We start from the raw sequence: 14,132 nt of genomic DNA, 5'->3' as shown, positions 1-14,132 counted from the left end.
CCCGCGCTCAGCCGACCACGGGTTGCACGCTCGCCGCCGGCTCGGGCGCGGGCTTCATGGCCTGGGGCCGGATGGTGAGCAGGCGCAGGCCGTTGAAGACCACCAGCAGCGTGCTGCCCTCGTGGAGCACCACGGCCTGGCTGATCTGCGTGAGGCCCAAGACGGCGGCGATGATGAGGATGCCGCTGATACCCAGCGCGATGACCAGGTTCTGCTGCATCACCATCGTCGCCTGCCGCGCCAGCCCCAACGCGAACGGCAGCCGGGACAGGTCGTCGCTCATCAGCACCACGTCCGCCGTCTCCAGCGCCGCGTCCGAGCCCGCTCCACCCATCGCCACGCCCACCGCCGCCGCGGCCAGGGCGGGCGCGTCATTCACGCCGTCACCCACCATGGCCACCGAGCCCTTGCGCCCCATCTCCCGCACCGCCGCCACCTTGTCGGCCGGCATCAGCGGCGCCTTCGCCTCGTCCAGCCCCACCTGCTCGGCGATGGACTTCGCCACTCGCGCGTTATCGCCGGACAGCATCACCGTCCGCTCGATGCCGGACTCCTTCAGCGTGTGCACCACGTGCCGCGCACCCGCGCGCAGCGTGTCCGCCATGCCCAGCACGCCCAGGTAGCGCCCCGCCTTGCGCACCACCATCGTCGTCTGGCCCGCCTCCTCCAGCTTCGCGACTTCCGCTGCAATCTCCGCCGGGACGGCCTCGCCCTCGAACAGCGCGAGGCTGCCCACGTCCACCAGCGCATCCCCCACCTTCGCGCGGATGCCCTTGCCGTGGATGGCCTCGCAGTCGCTCCCGGCCGGCGCCTGGATGCCGCCCTCCGCCGCCGCCTCCACCACCGCCTTCGCCAGCGGGTGCGCGGAGAGTGACTCCACCGCCGCCGCCGTGCCCAGCAATTCCTCGCGCGACACGCCTTGCGCCGGCACCGTGCTCAAGAGCTTCGGCCGGCCCACCGTCAGCGTGCCCGTCTTGTCGAAGGCGATGGCGTTCACCTTCGCCAGCAGCTCCAGGTAGATGCCGCCCTTCACCAGCACGCCGCCCCGCGCCGCCGCCGCCACCGCGGACAGCACCGCCGACGGCGTGGAGATGGCCAGCGCGCACGGCGAGGCCGCGACCAGCAGCGACACCGCCCGGAGGATGGCCTCCTTCACCGGCGTGCCCAACAGCACCAGCACCACCGGGAACACCACCGCGCCAATCATCACCAGCGGCGCCACCGTGCGCTCCAGCCGCTGCGCGAAGCGCTGGTTGGGGCCCTTCTGCGCCTCCGCCTCCGCCACCATGTCCACCACGCGCGCGAGCACCGACTCCGAGGACAGCCGGGTGACCTCCACCTCCAGCAGGCCCTCGCAGTTGATGGTGCCGGAGAACACCTCGTCCCCCGCCTTCTTCGCGACGGGGAGCGACTCGCCCGTAATCGCCGCCTGCTCCAGCGAGCTCTTGCCCTCGCGGATGATGCCGTCCAGCGGGACGCGGTCGCCGGGGCGCACGACGACGCGCTCGCCGCGCTGCACGTCACCCACCGGCACCTCCACCACGTCGCCGCCGCGGCGCACGCGCGCCACCTCGGGACGGAGCGCTCCCAGCGACTCGATGGAGCGCCGCGCGCGGTCCATGGCCCGGTGCTCCAGCGCGTGGCCCGCGGCGAAGAGGAAGAGGAGGAATGCGCCCTCGAACCAGGCGCCCAGCACCGCCGCGCCCAGGGCCGCCACCACCATCATCGTCTCGATGTCGATGCGCAGCTGGACCAGCGACTTCAGCGAACCCCGGATGGCGAAGAAGCCGCCGCTCGCCATGGACAGTGCCCACACCACCGTGGGCACCAGGGCGGGGAGCCCCGCGAAGCGCTCAATCAGCCAGCCGGCCACCAGCAGCACGCCGGAGACCACCACCAGCGGCATCTCCAGCAGCGGCGCCAGGCCGCCTCCGTGCGCGTGGTGCGAGCACGCATGGCCGCTGGTGGGCACCTCCAGCGCGTAGCCGAGCGCCTTCGCCTTCGCCTCCACGTCCTTCAGCGTGACTTCCTCGCTGTCGTACTCCAGGACGAGCCGCTCGCTGGCGTACGCCACGCTCGCGGAGAGCACGCCCTTCAGCTTCCCCAGCCCGTGCTCGATGGCGGTGGCCGCGTCGGCCGAGGTCATCCCGCGCACGAACCACGTCTGGTGCTTGTAGCGCTCCGCCACCTCGGCGCCGGTGCGCTGCGCGGCGGTGAGGAGCTGCGAGGCGCTCACCACCTCCGGCTTGTAGTGGATGCACACCTCGGGGTGGCCCGCGTCCCTGCGCAGGTGCACGTCGGTGACGCCGCGGTGCGCTTCAATCGCGGCCTCCAGCTTCTGGAAGCGGCCGACGTCGTCCGTCTCTCCCGGCAGCGCGCCCTCCAGGTCCAATTGGAGCGCCGCGCCACCGCCCTCCGCGGGACGGTGCCCGGGAGGACGGATGCGCTTGGGCTTCGGGTGATGGTGCCCATGGTCGTGGTCGTGGTCGCAGCTGGCACCATGCTCATGGCCGTGGTCATGCCCGTGGTCGTGGTTGCAGCCGGGGCCGTGCTCATGCTTCTCGCCGTGGGCGTGTGCATGGTCATGACCGTGGTCATGGTCATGGTTGCACCCGGGCCCGTGCACGTGCTTCTCCGCCTTCGCCGGGCCGATGACCTTCAGCTCCTTGAAGGACAACTTCCCGGCGGGCTTCACCGCCGCCAGGGACGGGCCGTGGTTGCAGCCCGGTCCGTGGACGTGAGGCTCGCCATGTCCGTGCTCGTGCGCGTGGTCGTGGTCATGCTCGCAGCCAGGGCCGTGGACGTGGCCGGACGACGCGGTGCTCTTCTTCTGCTCGGACATGGCGTGGGTCTTCCTGAGGCTAGTGGCGGTGGCCGCCGTGCTTGCGGGACGGGGCGGGGGAGGGGGCACTCACGGGCTCGGGCTGCTTCGCCTCCTCCTCCTCGTGGTGGTCCTCGTCCTCGTGCTCCTCGGGAATGGGCTGGGTGAACTTCTGTCCCGCCACCTCCAGGGTGAAGGCCTTGCACGTGGCGGGTACGTCGAACTCCAACACCGCCGGCAGCCGGCCCTCGTACGACTTCAGGGTCTTCCCCTGCTCGTCGTAGATGGTGCCGCCGGCCGCGACGGTCATGGTCTCATCCACCAGCACCGCCACCAGCTCCGCCATCTCCTCCATGCGGTCAGCGATGCGGTGGCACCAGAGGTGTCCCACGCCCGGGTACGTCTCGTGGGAGATCTCCTCCATCTGCTCCTCGTCCACCTGGTCGCCCACGCCGACGAACACGAAGTTCATCCGGGGCAGGCGGCCCGCCGCGATTTCCTTCGCCACCTGCGTGGCGTAGGCGCGCACGTCGTTGCCGTCGGACAGCTGCGAGTCGGTGATGATGACCGCCAGGCCCTGGCGCGCGCCCTTCGTCACCTGCTGCTTCATGTGCGCCACGAAGTCGCGCAGCACCGGCAGCATCACCGTGGCCTTGCCGTAGAAGCGCGGCCCCGGGAAGCGGAAGTCCTTCGCCTGCGCGGCGGTGAGGTCCCCCAGCTGCTCCAGCTGGCTGCCGTCCCCCGTGGCCCAGTAGGCGACGCGCACGCCGCCGTCGCGGTCCTTGCTCGCGAGGTACTCGAGCATCCACCGCATCTGCGGCTCGACCAGGTTCTTCACCGGCGCCAGCTTGGCCAGCACGCCGCGCGGCCCGTACTCGTCCTCCATGCTCGCCGAGCCGTCCATGTAGAGGGCCACGTCCAGCCCCTCCACCGTCGGGTCATGCAGCAGCGTGGCGACGACCTTGTTTCCCATCCGGTGCACGTCCGAGAACGGACGGACGATGGCTTCGTGGCCGGCCATCAGTGGTGGTCCTCGTCCTCGTCGTGGTGGTCCTCGTCCGGCAGCGGCTGGGTGAAGCGCTGGCCATTCACCTCCAGGGTGAAGCTCTCCGCGCCCTCGGGCACGTCGAACTCCAGCACCGCCGGGAGGCGGCCCTCGTACGTCTTCAGCACCTTGCCCTTGTCGTCGTAGATGGTGCCGCCCGCCGCGACGGTCATGTTCTCGTCCACCAGCACGGCGACGAGCTCCGCCACCTGGGTGATTTCCTTCGCGATGCGGTGGCACCAGAGGTGGCCGACGCCCGGGAACTCGGTGTGAGCGATGCGCTCCAGCTGCTCCTCGTCGATGCCGTCACCCACGCCCACGAGGACGAAGTTGAGGCGCGGCAGCTTGCCGGCGGCAATCTCCTTGGCCACCTGCTCGGAGAACTTCTCCACTTCCTCCGCGTCGTGGAGCTGGCCGTCGGTGACGATGACCGCGCACCCGCGGCGGGCGCCGTGCGGCACCTGCTCCTTGAGGTAGCGCACGTAGTCCTTCAGCGCGGGCGTCAGGTAGGTGTGGCTCCCGAGCTTCTTCGCGCCGGGGAACTTGTACTGCTTGACGTCCACGCCCTTCAGCTCACCCACCACCTCCACGTCCCGGCCGGACGCGCCCGAGGCCCAGTAGGCCACGCGCAGCATGCCGTTGCGGTCCTTCGTCGCCAGGTACTCGAGCATCCACTGCACCTGCGGCTCGACCTGGTTGGCGGCCTCCTTCATCGGCGCGCCGCGAATCCACTCCAGGAAGCTGCGCGTGGGCGTGTTGTACGCGTACTCGTCCTTCATGCTGCCCGACGCGTCCATGTAGATGGCTACGTCCAGGCCCTCGACGGTGGGGTCATGCAGCAGTACCGCGCGAACCTTCCCCTCCTCGACATGGAGGTCGGAAAACGGCTCTACCGGCTTCTCGTGTCCCATGTGTTCCCCCTGCGGATGTGGGGCGACGGTACAGCCCCCCAGGCAGGCGTCGCAATGGCAGGCCGTCAGTCGTCGAAGTCGGACATCCAGTCCGGCTTCTTCCCCGCTGGCGAGGAGGGGGCCGAGGGAGCCTTGGGCTTCGCGGGCGCTGGGGGAGCAGGCGCGGCCCCGCCGAAGTCCGTCATCCACGTGGGCGTGCCGGGCTTCGCGGGCGGGGGCGGGGCGGTGAAGGCCGGCTTCGCGCGCGTCAGCTTCGGCTGCGCGCCGCCGGGGTGCGACGCGGCGTGCGCGTCCAGGAAGTCCCGCATCCAGTCATCCGGGCGCGGCGGCTTTGGCGGCTCGCGAGGCGGCAGGGGGCGCTTGGGCGCCGGCGCCGCCGCCATGGGCAGGGGCGTGCCTCGCGAGACGGGCGCGCTGCCACCGGCACGGACGAGCGCGCGGAGCACCCGCTCCGTCTCGCTCGGCCAGCCGGGGAGCGATTCGAGTGCCTTGCGCGCCACCTCGAGGAAGCCGGGCGCTCCCGCCTCGGCAGGCACCTTCACCTTCTCCGCGCGCAGCCACTCCGCCATGCGCGTGAGCAGGCCCGGGTGGTTGCGGCGGAGGATGGCCACGTCGCCCTTCACCTCGTAGCCGCGCATCTCCAAATCCGCGATGGCCATGGCGCGGCTGGGGACGGGCAGCTCCATCCGCGCGAGCGGCTCCGGGCCTCCGTGGGTGTGTGCGTCCTCCTGCAGTTGCGTGAGGACGTCGTGGAGGATGCGCGCCACCATGGGGCCGTTGGAGGCATTGCCCACCTGCAACTCGGGCGGCACCGCGGGCCAGGCGAGCACCAACCCACGGCCCTCGGCGAGGCGCTCGGGGCGGTCTCCTGGCAAGAGCGCGTGGTAGCCGCGCGGCGCGGCCGGGCTCTCCGGCGTCTGCACGTAGTGGAAGGCGTCCGCCGCGCCGTGCACCAGCCCGGCCAGCACGTCCCCTCGCGTCACCGTGAGCTGCCCGGGCACGCGCATGGGTGCGTCTCCCGGCCATGGGCCGGACAGGTGCCCGTAGAGGTACACGGGGTCGTTGAAGCCCTCCGCGTTGGCGGGGTGTTCCACCAGCTCCACGGCGAAGAAGTACAGCTCCGAGGCGGCGATGCGGCGGGGCGTGCGGCCGGACGCCACTTCGTGGTGCGTGAGCTGGGCGCGCGTGGCGGCGGGGAGCAATTCCCGCTCGCTCGCGGGCACGACGTGCACGTTGCCCACGGCATCGACGCCGACCACCCACTCCTGCTCCAGCAGGTGGGGCGCCTCCAGGCGGAACGCGTCTACCACGTGCGTCATCTCGGCGGCGTCCGAGCGGACGGGCTCGGCCGCGCTGGCGGCATGGGGGACGAAGTAGCGGGGATGGCTCACGGCGAAGGGAACGCTGTCCCAACCGGGAGGTTCTCGCAAGGGCGGGGCCCCGCTGAAATGAAGCGGGCCGGACGGAGCGTCTCAGGAGACGTTCCATCCGGCCCGTGAAGGCCGAAAGCCGTGAAGCGTGGGGCTACTGGTCGTCGCAGGGCGTGCCCAGGCGCATGCCCTCGTAGACACCCAGGTCGTTGTAGATGAGCGGCAGGTTCTCGTGCACGGGCACCTGGCGCAGCTCGAACGTCTTCTTGGTGTTCTCAATCCACATCGAGGACTTGTCGCGGTCCAGCACCAGCCGGAGCTCGCCCTTCTTGGTGGAGAAGATTTCGCCCTCGGAGTCGGAGACGACGTTGGTCATCTTCTGCGGCTTGAGGGTGCCGCGCGGGCCGATGAAGACGCGGTAGCTCTTCTGCTGGGACGGCTGGTAGCCGCGGTCCACGAAGTAGTAATTGCCCTTCGTGTCACGCAGCAGCGCGTGGGGCGCGTACTGCTGCGGATTGGGCTGGTACTCGGCCTTGCGCAAGAGCTCCGCGGCCTGCGCGCCGTCCACCAGCGTGAGGGGAATCTTCTTGGTGCCGCAGCGCAGGACGCAGGACTTCTCCTTCGTGTCCAGGTCCACCGAGGAGATGACCCGGTAGTCCATGCCGCGGAAGTTCGGGTTGGAGTCCTTGTTGAAGAAGCGCGGGTCCAGGAACGAGTTCGACGACGCGTACGGACCGGGGGGATCCACCACGACGAAGGTCTTCCCGTCGCCGTAGTACATGGCGTTCTGGTTGGCGTCCTCCTGGGGCGCCATCACCACGTAGTGCCCCTTGCCGTCGGTGCACACGGAGGTGGCCTCCATCAGCATCTTCTGGCCGAGGTTCTCCTCCTTGCCCCACGGAGGCGTGACGGGGTCGGCGGCCAGGGAGGCGCCACACGCGAGGGACATCGCAACCGCTGCGAAACGCTTGAAGTTCATCGGGAAGGCTCCGGCTACAGGTTCTTCTTGAAGAACTTCGTGGCGTACGTGTCCTGGTTGCTGGCGTCCTTGCTCGTCGTCCAGATGACGCGGTCGGCCTCCACCTTCGTCTCCAGGGCGGGCCCGAAGCGGCAGCTGACCTGCTTCACCTTCTCGCGCACGGTCTGCTTCGCGACGTTGGAGGCCTCGCACAGGCTCTTGAGCGAGGTGAGGGGGGACTCGCAGTAGCTGGAGATGCTCAGCTCCTTGAGGAGGTCGTCGTTGACGCTGCTCCAGTCGATGGCGGCCGACACCGAGGTGCCGCACGCGTTGTTCATCTCCAGGAGCGTGTCCGCGTAGGCCTTGTCGTGCCGGGCCTGCTCACCCTTGCGGTCGAACGCCATCAGCTTCGTCAGCGTGCCGTCCGCCTGGAGCTTCTGGTACGTCGCGTAGACCTCTTCCGGCTTGAGCGCCGCAGTGCGCTTCTCGTCGAAGGTGACGCGGATGGCCTGCTGGCGGCCGGGCACGTACAGCTCGTAGCGCTGGTCGCGCACGTACAGGGTCGTGTAGTCGCGGCCGTGCCACTGCGTCTTGAAGTTGTACTGCTCGGTGCTGCTGGTGCTCCAGTCGTTCAGCTCGTACGGGAAGACCTTCCCGTCGAACTCGGAGCCCGTGCCGCGCACGCGGAGGATGTACTTCTTGGCGGCCCTCGGAGCGAGGGGGACGACGGCGACTTCCTCGCCCTCGGTGCCGGAGTACACCTTGCCTGCTTCCACGGGGGCCGCGGCCAGGCCGGAGGTGGCCCCCAGCGCGACCGCCGCGACAATCACTGCGACCATGTTTCTCAAGCGAATCACCTCGGGATGCGGGGAGGGCCTCCCTTGGAAAAGGCCCTGTTGGGTCAGAACTCGATGTCGTACTGCTTGCAGAGTTGACGCAGCTTCGGCTTCTCCGCGGGGGCGACCTTCGACCATTCCTGCTTCGCCACGGTCAGGTCCTTCTGCAGGCAGGCGGCGCGGACGATGATGCCGTACGACGCCAAGGGGATGACGCCTTCCTTCGTGCGCTGGCTGCGCCTCGCCAGTTTGATGGCCCCCTCGAAGTCGCGGGCCTTCAGCGCTTGTGCCGCTTCGTCCAACACCCGCTGTACCTCGTCCGGCAGCTCCTCCTTCTTCGGGTCCGGACGCGTGGCGGGACGGGTGGTGTCCGGCTTGTCCGTCGTGGTGGTGGCCACCGTGGGCGGCGTCGTAGTGGGCGGGGGCTGCACGGCGGTCTGAGTGTTGTTATCGGTGCCAGCCGCGGCGGGTTGCGTGCCGTTGGGCGTGCCGGCCGCGGCCTGCTGCACCACGGGCTGCTGCACCGCTGCCTGTGGGCCCGGGTTCTGCGTGCTGGTGGCCGGCGCCGTGGGCGGCGTCACGGGGCGGCCCATCCACCAGACGAGGCCGCCTCCCGCCGCGAAGACCGCCAAGGCGGCGGCAATCATCGGTGCCCGGCTCTTCGCCACCGGCTGCGCCACGGCCACGGGGACGGGCTGCGGCGTGGGCGCCACGGAGACGGGCGCGGCGATGGGCTGCGGCACGGCCTGCGCCGGCGGCGTCACCGCGGTGATGGGCTGCTCCGGCCTCGGGGGCACGGCGGCGACCTGCTTGGAGATGAGCGTGGGCTCCAGGCCCGGCGGGTCCAGGAGCGGCGCGCCCATGCGGCCGGTGCCGCTTCCCACGGGCGCTTCGGGCTGCACCATCCCCATGCGGCCGGTGCCACTTCCCACGGGCGGCTCGGGCTGCACCAGCCCCATGCGGCCGGTGCCCGAGCCACCACTCCCGACCTCCACGACGCCCATGCGGCCGGTGCCGTCGGGGACGACCTTCACGCTGCCCGGGGCCACCGTGGCGTCGAAGCCCTCGGTCTCGTCCTGCGAGGGCAGGGCGATACCCGAGGGCGCCTTCGGAGTGGCGCGCGGCATGGACTGGGCGCCCGACGGCGGGGAGAGCGTGTGCAGCGGGCTGCCCGTCAGCGCCTCCACGAAGGAGGCCACGTCCGGGAAGCGGTCGTCGGCCTTCTTCGACAGCGCGCGGTCCACCGCGGCGATGGCGTGCGCGGGCGCCTCCGGGCAGAGCGGGGCGAGGGGGTCGGCCGGCTCGTACACCACGCGGAAGATCATCTGCGCCAGGCTGCCCGCGCCGAACACGGGCTTGCCGGACATCATCTCGTAGACCATGCAGCCCAGAGCGAAGATGTCCGTGCGCGCGTCGATTTCGCGGTTCTTGCCCATCGCCTGCTCGGGCGACATGTACTGCGGCGTGCCGATGATGGTCGCTTCCTGCGTCTGCAGCGTCTCCGATGTGAGGACCTTGGAGATGCCGAAGTCGAGCAGCTTCACGCGCTGGCCCAACAACCCGCCGGAGTCGGTGGGCACCAGGAACACGTTGGCCGGCTTCAAGTCACGGTGGACGATGCCCGCGCCGTGCGCCGCCTGGAGCGCCGAGCCCATCTGCCGCGTGAACGAGAACACCTCGGCCAGCGGCAGCGGCCCGCGCTCCAGCCGGGACTGGAGGCTCTCTCCGCGCAGGAACTCCAGCACCAGGAACGGGGTGCCGTCCTCCAGCGTGTCGTAGTCCAGCACCTCGACGATGTTGGGGTGGCCCAACCGGGAGGCGATTTCCGCCTCGCGCCGGAAGCGGGTGAAGATTTCCTGCGTCAGGTGGTCGCCGCCGCGCAGCACCTTGACCGCCACCTGCTTGCCGGGAAGCCGCAGGTGCTGGGCCAGGTACACCGAGCCCATGCCACCCCGTCCCAGCACGGAGGCAATCTTGTAGGTGTTGCGCAAGACGGTGTCGGTACGGAGGTCACCGTCAGAGGGTCGGGTCATGGGTTCGGGGCTCGTGGGTGTGACGGACTGCGGAATTTCCGCCATTCCATCCTCCCACCCCACCACGAGGCAACCCTCCTGTCGTCGTATCGGACCCGGGGAGGGGAATTGACGCGGGGCGGAACCCGTGAGGGTGGGGCCGGTGTCCAAGACCTCCGGTTTTTCGGCCAGGGGACACGGGGCGGCCTCGGGAACCGCTGGTGGGTTTCCGCCAGCCTGCTAAGGAAGCAGGCGTATGTCGACGGTCAAGCCCCAGGACACGCTCGAGGTGCGCGTCCGCCGCATCCACCGCCGGGACCTGAACCGGACCTGGGAGTTCCTCAAGCTCGTCTTCCGCGATGTCAATCGCGAGACGGTTGAGTACCAGCGTCCCCGCTCCAAGCGGCGCTTCATGGAGGTCTACACCTCCGAGTGGATTGAACAGCTCCTCTATGAAGTGGACGGGGAGATTGTCGGCTACTCGGAGTGCGCCTTCGAGGCCACGGGTGACGACAACTGGGTCAACCCGCGCTGGTTCGAGAAGCGGGGCATGCGGCCGCTCTTCGTGGAGGAGCTGGCCGTGCACCCGGACTACCAGGGGCGCGGGGTGGGCAGCTTCATGATGGATCAGCTCCAGCACCTGGCGCGCACGCGAGGCTGCACGCACCTGGTACTGGAGGTGGCGGAGAACAACGAGGCCGCGCTGGCGTGGTACCGGGCGCGCAGCTTCTACAAGCTCGATGCCGCCATCTTCATGGCGCAGAAGGTGCCCGGCGAGCCGGACCTCCTTCCCCCGCGCCGGATCAAGCGGCGGCCGAAGGTGGCGCCGGAGGTCGAGGCAAGCCCCAACACCGGTCCCATGCCGGAAGCGCCCGCCGCGAAGCCGGGTGCACGCAAGGGGCGCGCGGCCGCGAAGAAGAGCAGCTGAGGCTCAGGGCTTCGCGGGCACGGGGGCCAACGTGCGGGTGAAGAAGCGCACCGCGTCGGCGGCCAGCTCGCGGTGGAGCTTCAGGCGGTCCACGCCGGGCGGGTCCATGCACAGCTCCTGCGCCTCCGGGGCCGACTCGGGCGTGCAGGGGGCCATGAAGACGTAGTGCCCCGCGCGCGGGATGAGCTTGTACTCGGGCGGCTTGGGCAGCGACGCGCGCACGTGGCCGGCGTGGTCCGCCACCGGGAGCACCTCGTCCTTCTCGGCGGCGTAGAGGCGCATGGGCACCTTCACGTTCTTCAGCCCGGCCTTGTCGAAGAAGACGCCCACCGGCGCCATCGTGAAGATGGCACGGACGCGCGGCTCCGCCGTGTCCTTCAGGTCCGAGCGCGTGACGCGCACCTTCGACAGCATCCCGCAGAGCACGGTCTGCTTCTTCGCGCGGCAGTACTTCTCCAGCCGGCCGAAGTCCGGTACCGCGCCCGCCAGCAGCAGCGTGGTGTAGCCACCCGCGGAGAAGCCCATCGCGCCCACGCGGCCCGCGTCCACAGAGGGGCCCAGCGTCGCGTCCGCCAGCACCCCGTCCAGGAGCGCCTTCACTTGCAACGCACGCCCGAGCCACACCGCGTCCGTGCCGGCCGCCGGGCCATCGACATCCTTGTAGCTGGCGCCAGGGTGGTCGAGCGACGCGACGATGAAGCCCTCGCGCGCGAGCGCCGTGGCGAGGTCATGGTGTCCCCAGCGGCTGCCGCCATGGCCGTGGGAGATGAGCACCAGCGGGTAGCGGCCGGGGACGGGCTCCAGCTCCCGGCCCGCGTCGACACGCCATATCTCCAGGGGGAGCGGCTCGGCGGACTGCGAGGACGGGTAGAAGACGAGGCCCGTCATGGCGCCTCCGCCCACGGGGTCCTTCAACGCAAGCTCGCGGAAGCCCACGCCCGCGGCCTGCGCGGCGGCGGTGGTTCCCAGCAGGAGGGCGAGGAGCGCGAGGGCTCGGGGGAGGGGAGGGCGGCGCGGTCCGGAAGTACTCATGCCTCCATCACGCGCGGAGGACCGACCCATTGCAAGTGCCAGGTGATGGCGACTCGCGGGCACCGCGGTGATGACGAACGCCCGTGCTCCTTCCCTCGCGGGGGAGCACGGGCGCCGGGGGCTGCTTCGGAAGCGTCGCGCCGTCAGGCCGGCAGCGGCACGGAGGGGCCGCGCGGCTCGGGCTCCGCGACGGGGGCCGTGCTCGCGGCGGCGGGCACGTGGGGTGCCGGGGCCACGGGCAACTCGCCCACCGTCTCGCCGTGCTGGCTCAGGTCGAGCCCCAGGTCCTCCTGCTCACGGGTGACACGCAGCGGGACGAAGAGGTCCACCAGCTTGTAGAGCAGGTACGAGCCCACGAAGGAGAAGACCGACACCAGCACCAGCGCCAGCATGTGCATCATGAAGGTCCGCGTCTCGCCGTAGATGAGGCCCACGTCCTTCGCCAGCACGCCCGTCAGCACCATGCCCACCACGCCGCCCAGGCCGTGGCAGGGGAACACGTCCAGCGTGTCGTCGATGGCGGTGCGGCTCTTGAAGTGCGCCGCCGCGTTGCTCACGAAGCTCGCCACCAGGCCCACCACGATGCTCTGGCCCACCGTGATGAAGCCCGCGGCCGGCGTCACCGCGACCAGGCCCACCACCGCGCCCACGCAGGCGCCCATGCCGCTCGGCTTGCGGCCGCGCAGCCAGTCGAAGGCCATCCACCCCAGCATCGCCGCCGCCGAGGCCGTGTTCGTGGTGGCGAACGCCAGCGTCGCCGTCGACGAGGCCGACAGCGCCGAGCCCGCGTTGAAGCCGAACCAGCCGAACCACAACATGCCCGTGCCCAGCATCACGAAGGGGACGTTGGCCGGCGTCTGCGGCGCGTTCTCCACGTGCACCGTCCGCCGCCCCAGCACCAGCGCGCCCGCCAGCGCCGCGAAGCCCGCCGACATGTGCACCACCGTGCCGCCCGCGAAGTCCAGCACCCCCCACTTGCGCAGGAAGCCCTCCGGGTGCCACGTCCAGTGCGCCAGCGGCGCGTAGATGAACAGCGTGAAGAGCACCATGAACAGCACGTACGCCTTGAAGCGCACCCGCTCGGCGAACGCGCCGGTGATGAGCGCCGGGGTGATGATGGCGAACTTGAGCTGGAACAGCGCGAACAGCAGCAGGGGAATGGTGGGCGCCAGGTCCGGGTGCGTCTCACCGCCCACGCCGCTGAACATGAAGAAGGTGCGCGGATCGCCGATGAGCCCGTGGAAGCTGTCACCGAAGCTCAGGCTGAAGCCCACCACCACCCAGAGCAGGCTGATGACCGCCATGGCGATGAAGCTCTGCAGCAACGTGGACACCACGTTCTTCAGCCGCACCATGCCGCCGTAGAAGAAGGACAGGCCTGGCGTCATCAGCAGCACCAGCGCCGTCGCCGTGAGGATCCACGCGGTGTCCGCCGCGTTGATGGGTCCCCCCTGCCGCGCCTGCGCCGCCGGACTCACCAGCAGGCCCGCCACACCCACACCCACCAGAAGGGCCACCGCCAACCACTTCTTCATTGCGCCTCCTCACGGACGACTGACGCAATGCACTATGGATCTGGTCTCATGTAATTTCAATCCCGGGTGGCCTTGGTATCGAGACCTTTGGCCTAAATTCGTCGGGATTTGTGCTTCTGGGTGGGGCTTGCTGCTGGTTCGCTCGCCTGCTCGGCTACTTCACCTGGACCTTGCCGTCCTTGATGTCGAGGTTCTCGCCGCCCTTGAGGACCACGTTGCCGGCGTCCGTCTGCACCGTGCAGGGGCCGGAGCCCTGGATGGTCACCGAGGCCGTCTGGCTGTGGCCGAACGTCACGCTGGTCTTCACGCCGCTACACACGGCCGACCACGTGTAGTCGCGCGAGTCGCGGTTGTAGTAGCGCACGGTGACGGCCGCCCATGCGGCCGACGACGCGAGCAGCGCCGTCACGAGAGTCACGGCGGAGAGCTTCTTCTTCATGGCGTCATCCCCCTGGATGGGAAGCGTAGCGTCGCGCACCCTTGCCGCGTGCGGCGACGGTTGTCCACGCAGTCATACGTCCCATCCCTGACATCCGCATGCTCGTGTGCCCTGACTCCAGGGGAATCGCATCTTCATCCGCGGGGTGGGGCAGGCTTCCGCTTGGAGGGTCTGGGGGTGTAGGCGCCCTTCACCCCCAGCAAGTGGACCAGGTAGCGCTCGTCCCAGCCGGCCTTCTTACGGCG

At 70.0% G+C, this 14,132-nt stretch carries 11 protein-coding genes; 1 reads left to right on the top strand and 10 read right to left on the bottom strand.

The window, feature by feature from the left end:
• Window positions 1-7: 7 nt before the first annotated feature.
• The 7 genes from G4D86_RS42920 to G4D86_RS42890 all read right to left on the bottom strand — a co-directional run bounded on the left by G4D86_RS42920 (window position 8) and on the right by G4D86_RS42890 (window position 9,974).
• The gene (locus G4D86_RS42920) at window positions 8-2,842 is read right to left on the bottom strand and encodes a heavy metal translocating P-type ATPase (RefSeq protein ID WP_164000503.1); all 2,835 of its coding nucleotides are present in this window, start codon (window positions 2,840-2,842) and stop codon (window positions 8-10) included.
• Window positions 2,843-2,861: 19 nt separating this feature from the next.
• Window positions 2,862-3,842 (bottom strand): vWA domain-containing protein, encoded by a 981-nt coding sequence (locus G4D86_RS42915; protein WP_164000501.1) that lies wholly within the window; start codon window positions 3,840-3,842, stop codon window positions 2,862-2,864.
• A complete protein-coding gene (locus tag G4D86_RS42910) occupies window positions 3,842-4,777 on the bottom strand; it encodes a vWA domain-containing protein (RefSeq protein WP_164000499.1) in 936 nt (311 codons plus the stop codon). The genes G4D86_RS42915 and G4D86_RS42910 overlap by 1 nt, the downstream gene beginning before the upstream one ends.
• Before the next feature lie 65 nt (window positions 4,778-4,842).
• Window positions 4,843-6,168, bottom strand: a complete 1,326-nt coding sequence (locus G4D86_RS42905) for a hypothetical protein (protein ID WP_164000497.1) — start codon at window positions 6,166-6,168, stop codon at window positions 4,843-4,845.
• Window positions 6,169-6,301: 133 nt separating this feature from the next.
• Window positions 6,302-7,126 (bottom strand): hypothetical protein, encoded by an 825-nt coding sequence (locus G4D86_RS42900; protein WP_164000495.1) that lies wholly within the window; start codon window positions 7,124-7,126, stop codon window positions 6,302-6,304.
• Window positions 7,127-7,140: 14 nt separating this feature from the next.
• Complete coding sequence (locus tag G4D86_RS42895) at window positions 7,141-7,944, bottom strand: hypothetical protein (RefSeq protein WP_164000734.1); 804 nt, start codon at window positions 7,942-7,944, stop codon at window positions 7,141-7,143.
• Window positions 7,945-8,006: 62 nt separating this feature from the next.
• Window positions 8,007-9,974 carry a serine/threonine-protein kinase gene (locus G4D86_RS42890; protein ID WP_164000494.1) on the bottom strand — a complete coding sequence of 656 codons (1,968 nt, stop codon included), beginning with the start codon at window positions 9,972-9,974 and terminating at the stop codon, window positions 8,007-8,009.
• Between the two features lie 235 nt (window positions 9,975-10,209).
• On the opposite strand from G4D86_RS42890, the gene G4D86_RS42885 reads away from it, so the two are divergent.
• Window positions 10,210-10,881, top strand: coding sequence for a GNAT family N-acetyltransferase (locus G4D86_RS42885; protein WP_164000492.1), 672 nt, complete (start codon window positions 10,210-10,212; stop codon window positions 10,879-10,881).
• A 3-nt stretch (window positions 10,882-10,884) separates the two neighbouring features.
• Here the strand turns inward: G4D86_RS42885 and G4D86_RS42880 are convergent, their stop codons facing one another.
• The 3 genes from G4D86_RS42880 to G4D86_RS42870 form a co-directional block, all read right to left on the bottom strand.
• Entirely contained in the window at window positions 10,885-11,913 is a 1,029-nt protein-coding gene (locus tag G4D86_RS42880) for an alpha/beta hydrolase family protein (RefSeq protein ID WP_164000490.1), read from the bottom strand.
• A gap of 143 nt (window positions 11,914-12,056) precedes the next feature.
• Complete coding sequence (locus G4D86_RS42875) at window positions 12,057-13,448, bottom strand: ammonium transporter (RefSeq protein ID WP_164000488.1); 1,392 nt, start codon at window positions 13,446-13,448, stop codon at window positions 12,057-12,059.
• 154 nt (window positions 13,449-13,602) lie between these two features.
• Complete coding sequence (locus G4D86_RS42870) at window positions 13,603-13,887, bottom strand: hypothetical protein (protein WP_164000487.1); 285 nt, start codon at window positions 13,885-13,887, stop codon at window positions 13,603-13,605.
• Window positions 13,888-14,132: the final 245 nt, after the last annotated feature.

The sequence above is a fragment of the Pyxidicoccus caerfyrddinensis genome, assembly GCF_010894405.1.
Classification (GTDB): domain Bacteria; phylum Myxococcota; class Myxococcia; order Myxococcales; family Myxococcaceae; genus Myxococcus; species Myxococcus caerfyrddinensis.
The sequence above is the reverse complement of the archived record's forward strand: the minus strand, read 5'-3'. Positions and strand labels throughout refer to the sequence as shown.